This is a genomic window from Micromonospora sp. Utrum1 (assembly GCF_057197805.1).
Window position 1 is genome coordinate 5368193 of the sequence record NZ_CM170071.1, and the last position, 19051, is coordinate 5387243.

Here is a 19051-nt window from a genome sequence, read left to right on the forward strand (position 1 = left end):
CCATCGATTCGTCATCGGTCGATCGTGCCCGGTCGCCGTCGTCCCGAGCAAGATCCTGATCGGTCCCGATCGGGGCGATCCGGCGATACGCACCACCGCACCCGGAAAGAGTGTTACGACTGCCAGGTGGGTTGGGCCGAGGGCGGGAGGCCGCGGTGACGACTTCCGAGCCGGCCGCCGTGGCCCCTGCGGAACGCGGTCCGAACCGGGCGACGTTCCTGGAGCTCTTCTTCGACCTGGTGTTCGTCTTCGCGCTGACCCGGGTCTCCGCCCGCGCCTTCGAGGACCTGGCGCTGGAACCGGGGCAGATCGGCTGGTCGGCGGTGACCGGGGGCGGCAAGACGCTCCTGCTGCTCCTCGCGCTCTGGGCCGTGTGGCAAGGCACCTCCTGGACCACCAGCCGGTACGACCCGTACGAGATCTGGCTCCAGGCGGTCGTGGTCATCGCGCTGGTCTGCAGCATGGTGATGGGGATCGCGATCCCCCGTGCCTTCTCCTCCACCGGGCTGGCCTTCGCCGCCGCGTACGTGGTGGCCCAGGTCAGCCGGCCGGCGATCCTGCTGGTGACGTTGGGCCGGTACCAGCACCGCCGGTTGAAGCTGCGCATGCTGATCACTTTCGGCTTGACCGGGGTGCTCTGGCTGAGCGGCGCGCTGCTGCCCACCACCCCCCGGGTGATCCTCTGGACGCTGGCGCTCCTGCTGGAGTACCTCTTGGCCCGGCTCGGCTGGCCCGTGCCGGGGCTTGGCCGGTCGACCGTCTCGCGCTGGGACATCCACGGCGAGCACCTGGCCGAGCGGTATCAGCAGTTCTTCCTCGTCGCGCTCGGCGAGGCGATCCTGGTCGCCGGGCTGGCGTACAGCCGGGCGCCGGCCAGCGCGACCCGGACCGCGGCCTTCGCCGTCGCGCTGGTCACCTCGGTGCTGATCTGGCGGATCTACGTGCAGCGGGCCGGGCAGATCCTGGGCGAGGCGGTGATGGGGGCCGCGCACCCGGCCACCATCGGCCGCTCCGCCGCCGACACCCACCTGGTGATGGTGATCGGCGTGGTGGCCACCGCGATCGGCTACGAGCTGGTGAACGAGCATCCCACGGGGCACAACGAGGTCGGCTGGCTCGCCATGATCCTCGGCGGCCCGGCGCTCTTCCTGGCCGGCCGCGCCCGCTTCGAGTACGAGGTGTTCGGCCGGGTGTCGCGGTCACGCTGGGTGGCGATCCTCGTCCTGCTGCTGCTCATGGCGCCACTCAAGCCGGTGGTGCCGCTGGCTGCGGCGATCGCCGCCCCACTGGTGCTGCTCGGGGTGGCGGTCGCCGACGCCCGCCGCGCCTGGGGCCGCCCACCGGAGCAAGCCGCTCCGCCGTTCTGACCGCGATCGGTCGGGGGCCGCCGACGGGCCCGCCCCGGCGCTAACATCCGCGGGTGACCTTCTCGATCGTCGCCCGCTCCGCCGACGGCCTCGTGCACGGCATCGCCGTGGCCAGCAAGTTTCTCGCCGCCGGGGCGCTGGTCCCGGCCGCCGAGGCGGAGGTCGGCGCGCTCGCCAGCCAGGCGCACGCCAACCTGGCGTACCGGGCGCAGGGGCTCACCATGCTGCGCACCGGGGTGCCGGCGGCGGACGTGGTGGCCGGCCTGATCGCCGCCGATCCGGGCCGCGACGACCGGCAGCTCGGCGTGGTCGGGGCGACCGGCGACGGCGCCACCTGGACCGGGCCCCGCTGCCACCCCTGGGCGGGCGGCCAGTCTGGCGACGGCTGGGCGGCCCAGGGCAACATCCTGGCCGGCCCCGAGGTCATCGACGCGCTCCGGGACACCTGGCTCGGCGGCGCCGACCTGCCCTTCCCGCAGCGGCTGCTGGCCGCGCTGGCCGCCGGCGACCGCGCCGGCGGCGACCGGCGGGGCCGACAGAGCGCCGCCCTGTTCGTGGTGCGGCGCCACGGCGGCTACGCCGGCACCGGCGACGAGCTGGTCGACCTGCGGGTCGACGACCACCGTGACCCGGTGGCCGAGCTGGGCCGCCTGCTCGACATCCACACCCTGCTGTTCGGCAAGCCCGACCCGGCCACGCTGCTCGATCTCACCGGCCCGGTCGCCGGCGAGGTGGCCGGGCTGCTGGCCGCCGCCGGCCACCCGGTCCGCGCCGCCGGGCTGGAGGAGGCGCTCGACGCCTGGGCCGGCGTGGAGAACCTCGAGGAGCGCATCGTCCCCGGCCGGATCGACCCGGTCGTGCTCGAGCACCTGCGCCGCACCGCCGCGCCGGCCGGTGACGCCTGACCGTCGCCGGTCAGCCCCCGAAGGCAAGCCAGCGGAAGCCGGTGCGGTCCAGCACCGTCCGCTCCGCGTCGGTCACCGGCACCCGGCCGGTGGCCTTCCGCACCAGGGTCAGCGCGTCCCAGCCGAGCCCGTCGGGCACCGGCCGGCCGTCCCGCAGCAGGTCGGCGACCACCGCCGCCGCGGTCGGGGTCAGCCAGGGCCGCCGGCCCAGCGCGTCGGCCACGTCCAGGCCGTGCACCGCGACCTCCACCACCCGGGTACGCAGGAACTCGGTCAGCGTCATCGCGTCGCCGTGCCGGGTGCGGACGAGCCGCCCCGGCGGCTCGGCGGCCACCGCCGCGTCCGCGGCCCGCCAGGCCCGCGCGAAGCCCTCCGCCACCTCGGGTACGCCGGGCAGGTCCCGCGCCTCCCGCCGGGCGCCGTCGATCCGGTCCCGGTCCACCTCGGGCGCGAACTTGGCCGCACCGAAGTAGCCGGCCGCGTCCACCTCGGCGCGCTCGGGAGCCGGCGCGGCGAGCATGCCGACCAGCCGCCCGGCGCCGGTGCGCACGTGCGCAAGCAGGTCCCGCACCGCCCAGGGCAGGCACGGCGTGGGCCGGTCCAGGTCCGCCTCGTCGAGGTCGCGCAACACCCCTTCCAGCCGTGCGCACTCGTCGCCGAACGCCGCCCGTACCGTGTCCATCCGCCCGTCCTGCTTCCGCTTTCGAACTCATGGGTGTGCGGTCGGATTATTCGCTCGCCGCCCGGACCGGCCGGGCTGGGGGTCGACCGCTGGCAGCCACGTCACGACGAGACCTACCCGCGGGGGTGGCGCGGGAGCTGCGGTTTGCCACACCTGCGCTTACTGGGGTCGGCCGTCCGGAGTCGGCGGTCGACCTCATGGTGGGGCCGCGGGTGGGTTCCTAGGGTCGTTGACATGATCCTTTTGGGGCACGCCTCGACGCATGCTGGTCCGTGGGCCGAGAAGTTCGATCCGCCGCCGGGCGGCCTGGTGGGGTTGGTGACCGACCTGGTGGAGCGACTCGGTGCGCCGGGCGCCGGCCTGGCGGTCGCGTTGGAGAATCTGTTCCCGCCGATCCCGAGTGAGGTGATCCTGCCGCTGGCCGGCTTCACCGCGGGTCAGGGCAGGATGAACCTGTTCGCCGCGATCGTCTGGACCACGATCGGCTCGGTGGTCGGCGCCATGGCGCTGTACGCCATCGGCGTCGCGCTCGGTCGGGACCGGATTCGCGCGATCGCGGCGCGGCTGCCGCTGATCAAGCTGAGTGACATCGACAGGACGGAGGCGTGGTTCGCCCGGCACGGGGGGAAGGCGGTCTTCTTCGGGCGGATGATCCCGATCTTCCGCAGCCTGATCTCCATTCCGGCCGGTGTGCAGCGGATGCCGTTCGCCACGTTCCTGCTGTACACCACGTTGGGCAGCCTGATCTGGAACACCGTGTTCGTGATGGCCGGTTACGCGCTCGGGGAGAACTGGCGTTCCGTCGAGCCGTACGTGGGGACGTTCCAGAACGCCGTCATCGCGGTCTGCGCGCTCGCCGTGGGGTTCTTCGTGGTGTCGCGCCTGGTCGGGAGGCGCCGGAGTCGATCGGCCCTGGACGCCGAGCCGGTACCGAGTACGCCCGGGCCGTACGGGCCGGGGGCGCGCGTCGCGCCATCCGGGCACCCCGGGGCCGATCGCCCGCCCCACGCCGTACGCGGCAGACTGTACGGCACCCCGCGCCGGTCGGACTCAGGTCGTGTCGACCGGTAGCGCGAGGGCGGGGCTGCCACGCATTGCCGGTGACCGGCCGCCATCGATCGGACGACGGGGATCCGAGACGCCACGAGTTGGGGAGGGGACGGCCGGGTGGCAGAGCGCGCGGTGCACGGTCGGCGGTCCTGGGCCGGCACCGTGGGGTGGAGCCGACCCGTGGCTGGCGTGGCGCTCGGCGTCCTCACCGCCGCGGCCGAGGCGCTGTTCCTGCTACTCGCCGGGCTCGCCGTGGTCGCGGTCGCACCGGTCCCGGCGACCCGACGCCGCCTCGGCACCGCCACCCTCCGGTACGCCCGACGCATCACCGAGTGGGAGCGGCACCGCCTCGCCGTCGTCGCCTCGGCACCACCGCCGCCACCGGTCCGGGTGAGCGGACCGCGCGTACTCGGCTATCTCACCGCCCGTCTCCTGCCGGCGGCGCTCGGCCTGCTCACCGTCGGCCTGCTCGTGGTCGGTGTCGTACTGGCCGCCATCGTGGTGCGCTCCTTCGTCGCGGGCACCATGACCGCGGCCGTCCTGCTCCAGGGGGTCATCGGAGCGGCCCTGCTGCTGCTGAACCTGCAGGCGATGGTCAGCGTGGCGGCGCTGGACCGGTGGCTGGCCCGCAGACTGCTCGAATCCACCACCCGCGAGGCGCTGCAGCTGCGGATCAGCGAACTGACCGTCAGCCGGGCCGGTGTGCTGGCCGCGGTCGACGCCGAACGTCAGCGCATCGAACGCGACCTCCACGACGGGCTGCAGCAACACCTCGTCGCCCTCGGCATGCTGCTCGGGCGCGCGCGCCGCAGCCGGGACCCCGACCGGGCGCGCGAACTCCTCGTGCAGGCCCATGAGGGCACTCAACGCGCCATCGACGAGCTGCGGGACGTGGCCTGGCGGGTCTATCCCTCGGCGCTCGAGCACACCACCCTGGACGAGGTGCTCACCATGGTGGCGCAACGATCGGCGATCCCCGTCAGGATCAGCTACTACGTGCCCGTCCGGCCTGCCCGGCCGATCGAAACCGTGCTCTACTTCGTCGCCCGCGAAGCGATCACCAACAGCACCAAACACGCGGGAGCTACCCTGGTCACCATCGAGATCGAGACGCGGGACGCAAGGATCGAGATGCGCGTGCGCGACGACGGCAGCGGCGGCGCCGACCCGCAGGGCAGCGGCCTGCAGGGGCTCGCCCGCCGGGTCACCGCGCTGGACGGACGATTCGACCTGCACAGCCCACCCGGCGGCCCGACGACGATCCGGGTCGAGTTGCCATGCGCATAGTGCTCGCCGAAGACTCCACCCTGCTCCGGGAAGGGCTGGTCCGCCTGCTCGCCGACGAGGGACACCGGGTGGTTGCCGCCGCCGCGGACGCCGAGCAGCTCGTCACCGCCGTCGAGCAGCACCGCCCCGACGTCGTCGTCACCGACGTCCGCATGCCGCCCACCAACACCGACGACGGGCTCCGGGCGGCGCTGGAGATCCGCCGCCGCTGGCCCGACATCGCCGTGCTGGTCCTCTCCCAGTACGTCGAGCGGCGCTACGCCGCGAAGCTCCTCGCCGACCGGTCCGAAGGTGTCGGCTACGTCCTGAAGGACCGGGTCGCCCAGGTCGAGGATTTCCTCGACGCGCTCGACCGCGTCGCCGCCGGCTCCACCGCGCTCGACCCCGAGGTCGTCCGGCAGCTCATCTCCGCGACCAGTCACGCCGATCCGCTCAGCCGCCTCACCCCGCGGGAGCGCGACGTGCTGCACCACATGGCTCAGGGGCACACCAACGCCGCCGTCGCCGAGCGCCTGCACGTCTCACAGAGCGCGATCGAGAAGCACGTCAACACCATCTTCGACAAGCTTGACCTCACCCACACCACCGGCTACAGCCGCCGGATCCTCGCGATCCTGCGGTACCTCGGCTCCTAGCCGGCCGGCGGGCCTGCGCAGCCATCGAAGGGAGGACGGGTACCCCCGCCCGCGGGGCGCGGTGGCCCTGACGACACATGACCACGCCATGGGACCCCGCAGCGACCGGCGTACTGCGGCTGCCCTCCGGTCGACTCGTCCGCGGCCGGGCGCTCCGCCGCCCCCTCCCGCCCTGCCCGCCGCCCACCTTCGCGCTCTACCTCCTCGGCCGCCGGCCACCGACGGTGCCGTGGGAGCATCGATGGCTGCGCTGGCCCGACTTCCGGCTGCCGTCCGACCGCGCCGCGACCGCCGACGCATTGCGGGAGGCGTGGGCTCGCGCCGGGGACGAACGCGTCGAGATCGCCTGTGGCGGTGGAAAGGGGCGCACCGGCACCGCCCTCGCCTGCCTCGCGGTGCTCGACGGGGTGCCCAACGACCGGGCGGTCGCCTACGTCCGGCAGCACTACGCCCGGCAAGCCGTCGAGACTCCCTGGCAACGCCGTTTCGTACTCCGGTTCCGATAGCCCCCCGAAGACCGCTTCCGCTCCGGCCCGCGCACCTCTGCCGCCGTCGTTTCGTCGCCCACCGGCCGGGTACGCGCCGGTCGACGAGGAGAGGGGGCGCCGAATGGCCGGCATCATGCTGCGCAGCACCGCGTTCAACGACCACGACCTGCTGCCGGGGCGGTTCGCCAAGGACGGCGACAACGTGTCACCGCCGTTGCAGTGGTCGGACGTGCCGGACTCCACCGAGGAGCTGGTCCTGCTCGTCGAGGACCCGGACGCGGGCAAGGAACCGTTCCTGCACTGGCTGGTCACCGGGATCTCCCCGGAGCCCGGCGAGGTGCCCGAGGGCGGGGTGCCGCCAGGGGGCCAGGAGTGGCCGAACAGCTTCGGCGAGACCGGCTGGAGCGGGCCGCTGCCGCCGCGGGGCGACGAGGCCCACCGCTACTTCTTCCGCCTCTACGCGCTGAACCGTCCGCTGGAGCTGTCCGGCGCGCCGCAGGCCGCCGACGTGCACCGCGCGCTCAAGGGCCGGGAGATCGCCAGCGGCAACACCGTCGGCACCTACTACCGCTGACCCGCTCCGGGGACCGGCCGGCGACCCCGGCCGGTCAGCCCTTCCAGCGGGGCACCAGGCGGTGCACCATCGCGAGGACCAGCGCGGCCACCACGGCGATCGTGCCGGCGATGCCGGCCGCGCTGCCCGCGTACCCGATGAAGAGGGCACGGCGGGTGAGTTCCTCGACGGGGGTGGTGGAGCGGTCGACCAGCCAGGACAGCGCGAGCGCGGCGAGCACCAGGGCGAGGGCCCCGGCGAGGCCGAGCACGGCGGCGGCGACCCGGTGCGCGTCGGCCCTGGAGACCACGGCCTGCTCCCGCTGGAAGAAGAGGAGCACCAGGCCGGCGACCGCGGCCCAGGCGCCGACCACGAGGAACGCGGCGACGGCGTCGCTGGGCCGGTGCCAGCCGGCGGAGAGGGTGGCCACCCCGGCGGCGGCCGCGTAGCCGGCGCCGAGGAACGCGCCGGCCACCCGCAGTTTCGGCGGCAGCACGAGGATCAGCGCGACCGCCACCGACGCGGCCACGGCGGTGTGTCCGCTGGGCAGGCTGTTGCCGGCCGCGGCCCGTTCCGGGTCGATGCCGAAGTCGGGGCGGTCCAGGTAGCGCTTGAGCAGCTGGGTGCTGACGTTGGCGCCGGCGATGAGCAGGGTGGCGGTGACGGCGAGCGCCTTGCGGCCACGGATCAGCGCGATGAAGCCGATCACGGCGGTGGCGACCAGCAGCGACACCACCGACATGGCGTTGAGGATGCGGTCCACCGGGCCGTCGATGCGATCCTGGCCGATCCGGTTGCCGGTCAGCGCGACGGTGTCCAGCCACTGGCCGAGCTGGGTGTGCACGGCGAAGCGCCACACCACCAGGAACGCCGCCGTCTGGGCCAGCGCCAACACGACCAACCAGACCGCCGTCCAACCCCTCGCCGTCTCGCGCACCCGGACAACGTAACGGTCGGCGGGGTCCGGCGCTCGTCGGAGCAGCGCGCCCGTCGGGTTAGGTTGTGGACGCGACGGGAGGGGGTGGCGCGTGACCAGCACGCCGGAACCGGACCGGCCGTCCGGGGAACGGCCGGAGTCGCTGGCCGACCTGCTCGGCGGCCGGCGGGGCGCGGTGGACGCGACGCTGCCACCGGTGGCCTTCGCGATCGGCTGGCTGGCCGCCGGGCTGTGGGGCGGGGTGATCGCCGCGGTGCTGACCGGCACGGCGGTCGCGGGCTGGCGGTGGCGGCGTGGGGACCGGCCGCGGTCGGTGCTGATCGGGCTGCTCGCCGTCTGCGTGGCCGCCCTGATCGCGCTGCGGACCGGACGGGCCACCGACTTCTTCCTGGTGCAGCTGGTCTCCAACGCGGCGAGCGCGCTGGCCTGGATGGTCAGCATCGTGGTGCGCTGGCCACTGCTGGGCGTGCTGGTCGGCGCGGCGCTGGGCCAGCGCGGGCGGTGGCGGCGCGACCCGGCGTTGCTGCGGGCGTACGGGCGGGGCAGTTGGGTGTGGGCGGCGACCTACCTGCTGCGGCTGGCGGTGTTCGTGCCGCTGTGGCTCGGCGGGCAGGTGGTCGCGCTGGTGGTGGCCCGGGTGGCGCTGACCTGGCCGCTGGTCGCCGCGGCGCTGGCGGTGAGCTGGCTGGTGATCCGGCGGTCGCTGCCGGCGGAGCACCCGGGGTTGCGGCACCCGGTCGTGCTGTCCGAACGGGACGACGCACCGGCAAAGTAAAAGAGAGGCCGCCACGGGGGGAGCGGCCTCTCCGGTGAATTACGTTACTCCGTCCACGGCTTTCGTGTGATCCCGTGGAGCGCCGATTTTCCCGAGCTTTTTCGCGGCAAGTTCGTCTCCGGGCGGTTCGGTGGGCCGGTCCGTCCGCTGCGTCGGCCGGACGGCCGGCCCACCCAGCCTGACCGTGGGAGTCAGGCCGCCCGCCGACCGGGCCGCTCCCTCCCCCTTCGGCCCGGGTCGGCCTCCGCCGCGGGCAGGGCCTGCCCGCCCGCGGCGGAGTGGTCACCTCATCCCGCCGGGAAGTAGGTGCCGTAGTCGGCGTACGCCATGGCGACGTCCGCCTGGGCCCAGAACCGGTGGTAGTTGAAGACCGGCTCGGCGCCGCCGTTGAGGTACGCCTGCACCTTCGGCCAGTCCGGGTCGTTCTTGTAGAACGAGCGGATGTCCAGGAAGCTCTTGCCGGCGGCGATCGCGTCGCCGTTGGGCATCTTCCCGGTCCAGCCGGCGGGGATGTAGAGGCCCTGGCCGTCGGCGGCGTTGTAGACGTCGTCGAAGCGCTTGTAGTCGCCGCGCTTCTCCGGCATCGAGACGCCCTTGGTGTCGGCGGCGGCCGACAGCGCGTCCAGCAGGCCCTTGGCGGTGTTCTTCGCCGCGGCGTTGCCGGACTTGGCGGCGTACGCGATGAGGGTCCGGGCGTAGGCGGCGGCGACGCCGACGTCCTGGCCCTTCACCGTCACCTCGACGTGCAGGTTGGTGTTCGCCTGCGGGTTGGCCGGGTCCCAGTTGTTCGGCTGGCCGGTCCACTTCATGTCCGACGGGATCGACCAGGTGGTGCCCAGCGTGGTGTTGGCGATGGCCCACGGCACCCACTTGTCCAGCAGCGCCTTGGCCTTCGCGTTGCCGGTCTGCAGGTACAGCTCGGCGATCCGCTGCATCGACCAGGCCTGCATGCCGAACCACTGGTTGGACGGCGGGTCGTTGTAGACCGGGTCGACGTCGTAGAACATGCCGTAGAAGGTGGCGGTGCCGGCCGGCGGCTGGGCGTAGCTGCCGTCCCAGCTGTTGGTGGCGCCGCCGGCGATGCCGCCCTCGGCGGACTGCAGCCAGGTGTAGAACTCCAGTTGCCGGTCGAAGCTCTTCTGCCAGTCCGCGGTCGCGGTCGACGACTTGGGCTTGAGCTCCGGCACGTTGGTCAGCGCCCAGGCCGCGAGCGGGTTCTGGTAGCCGAAGTGGTTGTGGCTGGAGCCGATCCGCCACGACCAGTTCTGCGACGTGTCGTACGCGCCGCCCCAGGCGTAGTACCAGGAGAGCAGGTAGTGCGCCGAGTCGCGGCCACTGCCGGCCGGGCAGGTGGACGCGCCGACGCAGTTGCCGATCTTCTTGAAGTACTTGTCGAACAGCGCGTAGCGCAGGTAGTCGCCCATCTTGGCGGCCTTCGCCACGGTGGCCGCGACGTCGGCCTCCTTGCCCTGCGCCTTGGCCCAGGTCAGGGCCCAGTACGCGGCCTGCACGGCGCGCGCGTCGGCGTCGGGGGCGTTCGTGTACTTCCACTGCTTGGCCGGGGCGGCCGACTCCTTGACGAACAGGTCGAGGTAGCCGTACTGGCCGCCGTGCTTGAAGGTGTCGCAGGACGGCTGCGGCACGGTCTCCCAGACGGACTCCTGGGTGCCCCGCTGGAAGGTGTTGATGTAGGCGGGGCGGGTGGTGCCGTCGCCGCAGCGGCCGTAGCCGTAGGTGTTGTCGACATCGAGCAGCCAGTGCATGCCGTAGATGTCGCCGGTGCCGTAGGTGGACTGGAGCTCGGAGCGGAGCGGGTCCTGGCCGACCGGGACGTTGGGCTCCAGCGCCGACGGGTACTGGCTGGGCAGGTTGTGCTCGGCGGCGTACTGGGGGGTGCCCGGGGCGCCGGCGGTGGGCTGGTCGGCGTGCGACGGGATGATGTACTTCTCCATCACCGTCCACGCGTTGTTGAACGGGGCCCAGTTCTGGGTGACTCGGCCGTACTGCGCCTCGAGCCAGAGCCAGAAGCTGAACGCCTCCGAGGTGGTCTCGTGGCCGTGGTCGGGCGCCTCGACGATGAGCGTCTCGACCGAGTGGTACGGCACTCCCTCGGGGCTGAAGTACCCCGAGTTCTTGATCTTGCCGTACTGGTCGAGGAACTTCTTGATGTAGGCGTTGTCCCCGCCCGGGGTGTCGTTGTCGATCTCGGTGGCGGTGACCGCGACGGGGGCGAAGCCGGTGGCCGAGGCGGTGATCGTGGCGGTGCCGCCGGTGGTGTCGGCGTCCTCCGCGGCCGCGACGGTGGCGCTGACCCCGGTGTTCCAGTTGCTCGGGGTCAGGGTCAGCGTCGCGGGCGACACGGTCACGTCGCTGTCCCCGGTGACGGCGAGGGTCACCGGGACGTTGGCGGTCGGGGCGGCGCTGAGGGTGAACTTCACCGACGAGGTGCCGCCCTCGTTGACGCTCACGGCGGACGGGGTGGCCACCAGCACCGGGCCGGAGGCCGGGTTGACGGTGAACGACTTCTCGGCCACCCCGATGCCGTTGGCGTTGTCGTACGCCTTGGCCTGCACGGTGTAGCTGCCGGCCGGCAGGTCCTCCAGGGTGTAGCCGTAGGGGGCACTGGTGTCGGTGTTGACAAGCAGGCCGTTGCGGTAGAACTCGACCTTGCTGATCGTGCCGTCCGGATCGCTGGCGGTGGCCGTCAGCGGCACGTCGGCGGGCGCCTCGAAGGGCCCGGCCGGCACGGCCAGCGAGACCGTCGGCGGCTGGTTGGCCGGGGTGCCGTTGCAGGCGACGCCGTTGAGGGTGAACGCGGTCGGCTTCGGGTTGCTGTCCGAGTAGGCGCCGTTGAAGCCGATGGTGGTGGAGGCGCCCGTGCCGAGGCTGCCGTTCCACGACTCGTTGGTGGCGGTCACCTCGCTGCCGGACTGGCTCCACTTGGCCGACCAGCCCTGAATCAGCTTCTGGGTGCTGTTCGGGAAGGCGAACTTGAGCGTCCAGTTGGTGAGCGCGTCACCCAGGTTCTTGATGGTCACGTTGGCGGTGAAGCCCGTGCCCCAGTCGTTCGTCGCGTAGGTCACGTCGCAGGCCGGGGCGGCCTGCGCGGCGCCCGCCGGCAGGGCCACCCCGCCGATGGCGAGGGTGGTGGCGGCGAGCATCGCCGTCCGGCGACGTCTGGCCATGAGTCTCATGTGCGCGGTGTCTCCTCGGACCGGGCCGGGACGCGGGGCCCCGGCGGGGCACCTCCATGCGTCGACGGGGCCGGCGCGGGGGGACGGAGGCGCCCGGAAAGGTGGTCGACCCGGCCGTGCCGGGGATCGGGGCGCCGCACCGGTGCTACCGGGTGCCCTCGGCTGCCCTCACTCGCGCGAGCTGGCTCCGCGTCGCGGTTGAGAGTGTGCCATGGAAGCGCTCCCACCACAACGGGCGGGGCAGACATCCAGGTCGATGTTTCGATCTCGTTTAGGGGCTTTCACAAACCCGTGACGGGGGTTACAGTCGCAGCATCGCCGATGGGAGCGCTTCCATCGACGGAGATGCAAGTACAAGATCGCCGGGGACCCCGTGTGCCCGGCGCGCCAGCCCCAGCGGCTGACGGCGGGCCAGCCCGGACGCCGCCGTCAGCCCTCACCCACCGACATGGAGGGAGGTGGAACCAGAGCCACTCGCGTGGCCCGGCTCCCGCGCGACACGCACGACCGGACGCCATTTCCACTCGTGCGTGTGTGCATCACAGGTGGGGACGGGGGTTGCCCTCCCCCGTCCCCACACTAAACCCCCGTTGTCGACGGGAAAGAGGCCGACGGGACAGGCGCGACGCGCCGCCCGGACGGCCTCCTTCGCTATCTGCCCCACCCTTCGCCGCTCGCCCCCGCCCCCGAGCGGCACCCCGCCCACCCACATTTCCGGCCGCCCGGCGGTCGGACCGCGCCCAGCCGCGGTCCGCCCTCGGGACGCGGCCGGCCGCCCCTGGCCTATGCTGGGAGCGCTCCCGGCCCTCAGGGCGGCCAGTCATTCCGAGGAGAACGCCCATGTCGCTACTCACCAGACGGCGCCTGCTCCACCGTGCCGCCCTCTCCGCGACCGCCGCCGGCGCGGCCCGGACCGGGCTGGTCGGCGCCGCCGTGGCCGGGACCGTCGCGTCCGCCGCCGTCGCCGGCTGCGACGACGAGCCCGACCCCGACGCGGACCCCGACGGGGCGCTGCGTTTCCCGCCCGGCTTCGGCTGGGGCGCGGCCACCTCGGCCTACCAGATCGAAGGGGCGGCCAAGGAGGACGGGCGGGGCGACTCCGTCTGGGACACCTTCAGCCACACCCCGGGCCGCACCCGCAACGGCGACACCGGCGACGTGGCAGCCGACCACTACCACCGCTACGCCCAGGATCTCGACCTGATGCGCGACCTCGGGCTGCGCAGCTACCGGTTCTCCATCTCGTGGCCGCGCATCCAGGCCGACGGCTCCGGCCGGCCCAACCAGCGCGGCCTGGACTTCTACCGGCGGCTGGTGGACGGGCTGCACGAGCGCGGCATCGCGCCGATGGCCACGCTCTTCCACTGGGACCTGCCCCAGGCCCTGCAGGACGCCGGCGGCTGGGAGAACCGGGATACCGCCGAGCGCTTCGCCGACTACGCCGACGCCGTGTTCGGCGCCCTCGGCGACCGGGTGCCGGTCTGGCTGACCGTCAACGAGCCGAAGACCGTGGTGCAGAACGGCTACCTCTGGGGGCACCACGCGCCCGGCCGGCAGGACCCGGCGGCGGCGTACCTGGTCGCCCACCATCTCCAGCTCGCCCACGGCCTGGCCGTCCGCGCGCTGCGCGCCACCGGCGTCAAGGGGCGGATCGGCCCGGCGCTCAACCTGCACCCCTGCTACCCCGCGGACGAGACCGCCGAGGCGGCCGCCGCGACCCGGCTGTACGACGGCTACGAGAACCGGCTCTACCTGGACTCGATCTTCAAGGGCGCGTACCCGGAGGACGTGCTGGCCGACCTGGGCGCGGAGAGCCGGCTGGTCCGCGGCGTGCGCGACGGCGACCTGAAGATCATCTCCAGTCCGGTCGACCTGCTGGCCGTGCAGTACTACACGCCGATCTACGTCACCGCCCAGGGCGACACGGTCCGCCGGTGGCCGACCTCGGAGGCGGAGTGGCAGCAGATCTACCCCGAGGGGATGTACGACATCCTGACCCGGGTCACCCGGGACTACGGGCCGATGCCGATCACCATCACCGAGAACGGCCTGCCCTGCCCGGACACCCTCGCCGCGGACGGCACCGTCGACGACGCCGCCCGGGTCGACTTCCTCCGCGACCACTTCGCCGCCGCCCACCGGGCGATCCGGGACGGGGTGCCGTTGGAGAGCTACCACGTCTGGTCGCTGCTGGACAACTTCGAGTGGGCCGAGGGGTACGAGCAGCGCTGGGGCCTGGTCTACGTGGACTACCCGACCCAGCGCCGGGTGCTCAAGCGCAGCGCCCACTGGTACCGCGACGTGATCCGCCGCAACGGTCTCTAGGCGGACCGGCCCGGCCGGCGCGACGCCGGCCGGGCAGGGTCCCGCCCCGGCTCAGCGGGGCAGCGCCTGCTGGAGTTCCGCGCGCAGCGCGGGGGTGAGCATCTCGCCGGCCTGCTTGGCCAGCCGGGCCATCTCGTAGCCGACCACGCCGATGTCGGCGTCGGCCCCGGCCAGCGTGGCCAGGATCGAGCCGTCCCTGATCTGCATGACCAGGAAGTAGCCCCGGCCCATCTCGACGACGGTCTGCTTCACGACGTCGCCGTCGAACATCTGCGCCGCGCCGGCGGTGATGCTCATCAGCCCCGAGGTCACCGCGGCGAGCTTGTCCGCGTGGTCGCGGGGCAGGTGCGCGGAGATCGCCACCAGCAGGCCGTCGGAGGAGACCACCACGGCGTGCGCCACCCCCGGCACCCGCTCCGCGAACGCGTTCACCAGCCAGCTCAGGTCCCGTGCCTCCTGGCTCAACGTCGTCACTGTCGTCGTCCTCCTTCATCAAGCGGCAGGTACATCTCGGTGGTCTCCTCGGCCTCGGCCCGCCGCACCCCGCCGTAGTAGCGGGAGAGCATGCCGCCGACCGCCTCCGGGTCCGGCTCGTGCCGGGCGGGCCGGTTCGAGCCGGCGGGCTGGGTGACCGCGCTGAGCTGGGCCATCGGTACGCGTACCGGCAGACCCCGCTCGTTGGTGCCTCCGGTGACCGGCGTCGCGGCGGGCGGTGGCGTCACACCGAGCACCGCCGACGACGGGCCCTGGCGGCTGAACCAGCCACCGCCGGCCGGCGACCCGGCCGCCGGGGCGAGCACGTCCTCGGCCCGGCCCGGCACCGGGCGCGGCCTCGGCACGGCCGCTCCGCCGGGCGCCAGGTCGGGCCGGCCCGCCAGCGGTGGCTCCATCCCGGGCGGCGGCGCGCCGAGCGGAAGCCCCGTCAACGGCGACACTGGCAGCTCCGCCGGCGGCGCCAGCGGGCGGCGTCCGGCCACCGGCAGCTCAGCGGTCGCCGTGGCCAGCGCGCCGGCGCCGGGCGTCAGCCGGGACGCGGCGGCCGCCTGGCTGGTCAGCATCCGCGGCGCGGCGGGCTGGTCCAGTCCCGGCGCGGGCGCCGGGGCCAGCAGCTCGGCCGGGATGCTGACCCGGGCCACCAGGCCCTCGTGGCCGCTGCGCAGCCGCACCTGCACGCCGTGCCGCGCGCCCAGGTGGCTCACCACGAACAGGCCCATCCGCTCGGAGGCGGCCACGTCGGCCGCCGGCGGCTCGGCCAGCACCGCGTTCGCCTCGGCCAGCGCGGCCGGGCTCATCCCGAGCCCCTGGTCGACGATCTCCACGAACGCGCCCGTGCCGTCGCCCCCGGCGACGACCCGCACCAACGTGTCGGGCCGGGAGAAGGCGGTGGCGTTCTCCAGCAGTTCGGCGAAGAGGTGCACCAGGTCGCCCACCGCGTGGCCGACGACGTACAGGTCGGACCGCGAGTCGTGGCGCACCCGCTGGTACTGCTCGATCTCGGCGCTGGCGGCCAGCAGCACCGCGCCGAGGCCGACCGGCCGGTTCCACCGCCGGCTGGACTCGGTGCCGGCGAGCACCAGCAGGCTCTCGTCGTTGCGGCGCATGCGGGCGGCGAGGTGGTCGAGCTTGAACAGGTTCTCCAGCTGGTCCGGGTCGCTCTCCTCGCGTTCCAGCTCGTCGAGGAGTTCGAGCTGCCGCTCGACCAGCACCTGGCTGCGCCGGGCCAGGTTGACGAACATGGCGTTGACGTTGCGCCGCATCATCGCCTGCTCGACCGCGACGTCGACGGCGCTGCGGTGCACCGCCACGAACGCCTCGGCCAGCTCACCGATCTCGTCCTGCGAGTCGACCACCGCCGGCGGCACGTCGATCGTGCCCGCCGGGCGGTCCACCGCGCGCAGCCGGTCCAGGGTGTGCGGCAGCTCCACCTGCGCGATCCGCAGCGCCTGGCTGCGCAGCAGCCGCATCGAGCGGGCCACCGACCGGCCGACCAGCAGCGAGACCAGCACGGCCACCAGGAGCACGCCGACGATGCCGCCGACCACCAGCAGGGTGTCCCGCAGCTGCCGGGCGCTGGCGTCGTCGGCCTGGCGTACGGCGTCGTCGAGGACCGTGTTCTCGAGCTGGCGGAGCAGCTCCTGCCGCTGCTCGCTGGCCGCCCACCACTGCGTCGCGGGCAGCAGCGCCGGCTCGGCGGCCCCGTTGGGCAGGGTCTGTTCCTCCAGGCGGGCGGCCGAGACGAACGCCGGGTCCACCGAGGTCTCGTCGTAGCGGCGGACCTGGTCGGCGGTCGCGGCGACCCGGAACGCGCCCAGCGCGGTGAGCTGCTGGGCGCGCAGGTCGGTCAGGGAGACCTGATCGTCCACCTCGTACCGGCCGGCCCGGGCGGCGGCGTAGAGCTCCGCCCGGATCCGCGAGGACAGCTCCTTGACGCGGGAGAGCTGCACGTACCGCAGCACCGCGTTGGTCAGCGCGCGCTGGTCGTCGCCGGGCGACGGCTCGGCCAGCAGGTTGAGCAGGGCGGCGATGGCCCGGTGGTAGTTGCTCAGCACGGTGTCGCTGGAGAGCACCGCCGGCGCCACGGCGGCCCGGATGTAGACCACCTGGTCGTAGGCCTCCAGCACCTCCGAGTAGGCCACCCGCCAGGCCGCGTCGGCGTCGGCCAGGGGCTCGGCCGCGGCGCGCAGCTCGCTCATCGCCCGGTCGGAGGCGTCCTGGAGCGGCTTGAGCGCGGCGACCGCCGCGTCCCGGTCCGCGCCGCCGCGCGCCTTGCGCAGCGCGGCCAGCTCCCCGGCCGACCGGTCCCGCTCCTGCTGGAGCCGGTCCACCGCGGTGCTGATCTGCCGGCCGATGCCGACCTGCTGGGCGAAGTCGCTCAGCGCGGTGGTCTGCCCCACCAGCCCCCGCGTCTGCACCCCGGCGAGCACCAGGAACGCCACCGAGGGCAGCACCAGCACGGTGGCGAGCTTGGTGCGCATCCGCCAGTCCCGCAACCGGAAGCGCGAGCGCCGCCGCCGGTGCGGCGCCACCCGGTCGCCGGGCGGGCTCCGGCGCGGCTGCGGCGCCGCTCCGCGAGCCGGGTCGGGACCTGCGCCCACACGTTCCTCCTCGGTCCCGATCGGCTCCACCGGTACGGGGAGCGGAAGTCCATCCAACCAGGCCGCCGGGCGGTGTCAAACGGAACGGCCAGTCGCAGGACCAGGAAGGTCAGCGCGGTGGGCGGGCGCCTACGGTGTTCGGCGTGTCCCCGTCGTCCGTCCGGACGATGCCGCCCACGCGCGCCGCCTCGGCGACCCGGCCGAGCGCCACCAGCGCGGCCCCGGTCGCCCCGATCTCCGGGTTGCGTTGGTAGCACACCGTACGGGGGGCCAGCGCGTCGGCGAACGCCCCCCGCCACCAGGTCGAGGCGGCCATGGCGCCGCCGCCGAGGACCACCTCGGTCCGCTCGCCCACGTCGGCCTCCACCAGGGCCAGGTCGTCGGCGACCAGCCGGCACAGCTCGGTCATCAGCCCGGCGAGGATGTCGACCGCGGTGGTGCCGAAGCTCAGGCCCCACAGCTTCCCGGAGCCGGACGGGGCGACGCCCGGCGGACGGTCTCCGCCGAGCCGCGGGTTGGCCCGCACGGTCAGCTTCGCGCCGGCCCGGGCCAGCGCGGCCTCCAGCTCGGCGCCGGGCGGCAGCCGCAGCTCCCGGGACGCCCAGGCGAACAGGTTCCCGCCGCTGGAGTACGCCGCCCCGGTCACCACGTACTCGTGGTCGACCCGGTAGCGCCAGAGCTGCTCGGACAGGTGCGGCAGATCCGCCCCGGCCGGCACCGCCTGGACCAGGCGTACCGCCGCGGAGGTGCCGACGGTGACCGAGGCCCGGGACGAATCGACGCAGCCGGAGCCGACGTTGGACGCCGCGCCGTCGCCGACCGGGGCGGCCCACCGGGCGTCGGCGAGCTGCGGCCAGCGCTGGGTGTACTCGACGCGGAGCCGGCCGCGCCACCGCTGCGGGGCCAGCGGCGGCAGCTCCTCGGGGCGTACGCCGGCCAGCTCACAGGCCTCGGCGTCCCACTCCAGCCGCCGCAGGTCGAGCAGGCCGGTGCCGGAGGCCATCGACACGGACATCGGCGCCTCGTCGAGCAGCACGCCGAGGACGTACTCGACCAGCCCACTGAAGCGGGCGACCGGGCTGCCGCAGTGCTCCCGCAGCCAGGGCAGACGCATGGTCCAGTAGCAGCGGTGCCACCACGCGCCGGTGCGCTCGTGGAAGGCGTCCGGATCGGCCGGTCCGGTGAGGCCGTCGACGGCCTCGGGCCGGGTGTCCATCCAGGTGAGCACCGGGCCGAGCGGCGCACCGTCGGCGCCCAGCGGCAGCACCGAGTGCCACTGCGCGGAGGTGGCCACCAGCTCGACGTCCCGCAGGTGCCCCCCGGCGGCCAGCTCGTCCAGGCACTCCACGAGACAGTTCAGGTAGCGAGGGCCGTCCTGGGTGCCGCTGCCGTCGTCGCCGGCCGCCAAGTGCAGCTTCCGGCGGGCCAGCGCGCCGGGGCGCGGGACGGCGTCCCCGTCCAGCACGAGCCCGCGCACCGAGGAGGTGCCCAGGTCCAGAGCGAGAATGTCCATCGCGGGTCAACCTACCCGCCGGGAGCCGCGGTGAAGCCAAGATCCGCCGGGCCGGCACGGCGATCGGGTTCCCCGGCACGGCCCGCTCGCGTACAGTGATCGCCATGCCCGCGCACCTGTCCTGCTGGTGGCCCGCCGACCCGGCGGCCCACTTCCGCGCGTAGCTTCCCCACGCGGCCGCCCGACGAGGCGGCCGCCGGTCTCTCCCCCGGCACCCGGGCCGCCCCGCCGGCGGCCTCCGGCCC

General features: G+C 73.9%; 15 protein-coding genes. 9 read left to right on the top strand and 6 right to left on the bottom strand.

Annotated elements, in window-relative coordinates:
• Positions 1–155 precede the first annotated feature (155 nt).
• Together AC0OLQ_RS25255 and AC0OLQ_RS25260 are read left to right on the top strand one after the other, a co-directional pair.
• Positions 156–1367, top strand: coding sequence for a low temperature requirement protein A (locus AC0OLQ_RS25255; protein WP_484528340.1), 1212 nt, complete (start codon positions 156–158; stop codon positions 1365–1367).
• 53 nt (positions 1368–1420) lie between these two features.
• A complete protein-coding gene (locus AC0OLQ_RS25260; protein WP_484528341.1) occupies positions 1421–2272 on the top strand; it encodes a DUF1028 domain-containing protein in 852 nt (283 codons plus the stop codon).
• A 10-nt stretch (positions 2273–2282) separates the two neighbouring features.
• Here AC0OLQ_RS25260 and AC0OLQ_RS25265 read toward each other — a convergent pair whose 3' ends face one another.
• Entirely contained in the window at positions 2283–2954 is a 672-nt protein-coding gene (locus tag AC0OLQ_RS25265; protein WP_484528342.1) for a maleylpyruvate isomerase N-terminal domain-containing protein, read from the bottom strand.
• Between the two features lie 234 nt (positions 2955–3188).
• Between AC0OLQ_RS25265 and AC0OLQ_RS25270 the strand changes: the two genes are divergently transcribed.
• From AC0OLQ_RS25270 to AC0OLQ_RS25290, 5 genes are all read left to right on the top strand, one after another.
• A complete protein-coding gene (locus AC0OLQ_RS25270) occupies positions 3189–4025 on the top strand; it encodes a DedA family protein (protein ID WP_484528343.1) in 837 nt (278 codons plus the stop codon).
• 159 nt (positions 4026–4184) lie between these two features.
• Positions 4185–5291 (top strand): sensor histidine kinase, encoded by a 1107-nt coding sequence (locus AC0OLQ_RS25275; RefSeq protein WP_484528344.1) that lies wholly within the window; start codon positions 4185–4187, stop codon positions 5289–5291.
• Positions 5282–5926 (top strand): response regulator, encoded by a 645-nt coding sequence (locus AC0OLQ_RS25280; protein WP_484528345.1) that lies wholly within the window; start codon positions 5282–5284, stop codon positions 5924–5926. The genes AC0OLQ_RS25275 and AC0OLQ_RS25280 overlap by 10 nt, the downstream gene beginning before the upstream one ends.
• A gap of 77 nt (positions 5927–6003) precedes the next feature.
• Entirely contained in the window at positions 6004–6432 is a 429-nt protein-coding gene (locus tag AC0OLQ_RS25285; protein WP_484528346.1) for a protein-tyrosine phosphatase family protein, read from the top strand.
• Between the two features lie 103 nt (positions 6433–6535).
• Complete coding sequence (locus tag AC0OLQ_RS25290) at positions 6536–6988, top strand: YbhB/YbcL family Raf kinase inhibitor-like protein (RefSeq protein WP_484528347.1); 453 nt, start codon at positions 6536–6538, stop codon at positions 6986–6988.
• A 34-nt stretch (positions 6989–7022) separates the two neighbouring features.
• Here the strand turns inward: AC0OLQ_RS25290 and AC0OLQ_RS25295 are convergent, their stop codons facing one another.
• Positions 7023–7904: a phosphatase PAP2 family protein gene (locus AC0OLQ_RS25295; protein ID WP_484528348.1), complete on the bottom strand. Its 882-nt coding sequence runs from the start codon at positions 7902–7904 to the stop codon at positions 7023–7025.
• Between the two features lie 91 nt (positions 7905–7995).
• On the opposite strand from AC0OLQ_RS25295, the gene AC0OLQ_RS25300 reads away from it, so the two are divergent.
• Entirely contained in the window at positions 7996–8679 is a 684-nt protein-coding gene (locus AC0OLQ_RS25300; protein WP_484528349.1) for a DUF3159 domain-containing protein, read from the top strand.
• A 287-nt stretch (positions 8680–8966) separates the two neighbouring features.
• On the opposite strand, the gene AC0OLQ_RS25305 is transcribed toward AC0OLQ_RS25300, so the two are convergent.
• Positions 8967–11864, bottom strand: a complete 2898-nt coding sequence (locus AC0OLQ_RS25305; protein WP_484532426.1) for a glycoside hydrolase family 48 protein — start codon at positions 11862–11864, stop codon at positions 8967–8969.
• An 849-nt stretch (positions 11865–12713) separates the two neighbouring features.
• Here AC0OLQ_RS25305 and AC0OLQ_RS25310 point away from each other — a divergent pair.
• Complete coding sequence (locus AC0OLQ_RS25310) at positions 12714–14198, top strand: GH1 family beta-glucosidase (RefSeq protein ID WP_484528350.1); 1485 nt, start codon at positions 12714–12716, stop codon at positions 14196–14198.
• 51 nt (positions 14199–14249) lie between these two features.
• Here the strand turns inward: AC0OLQ_RS25310 and AC0OLQ_RS25315 are convergent, their stop codons facing one another.
• The 3 genes from AC0OLQ_RS25315 to AC0OLQ_RS25325 all read right to left on the bottom strand — a co-directional run bounded on the left by AC0OLQ_RS25315 (position 14250) and on the right by AC0OLQ_RS25325 (position 18806).
• On the bottom strand, positions 14250–14672 hold the full coding sequence (locus tag AC0OLQ_RS25315; protein WP_013287300.1) for a roadblock/LC7 domain-containing protein: 423 nt from the start codon (positions 14670–14672) through the stop codon (positions 14250–14252).
• On the bottom strand, positions 14669–17293 hold the full coding sequence (locus AC0OLQ_RS25320) for a sensor histidine kinase (protein WP_484528351.1): 2625 nt from the start codon (positions 17291–17293) through the stop codon (positions 14669–14671). The genes AC0OLQ_RS25315 and AC0OLQ_RS25320 overlap by 4 nt, the downstream gene beginning before the upstream one ends.
• A 109-nt stretch (positions 17294–17402) precedes the next feature.
• The gene (locus tag AC0OLQ_RS25325; protein WP_484528352.1) at positions 17403–18806 is read right to left on the bottom strand and encodes an FGGY family carbohydrate kinase; all 1404 of its coding nucleotides are present in this window, start codon (positions 18804–18806) and stop codon (positions 17403–17405) included.
• Positions 18807–19051: the final 245 nt, after the last annotated feature.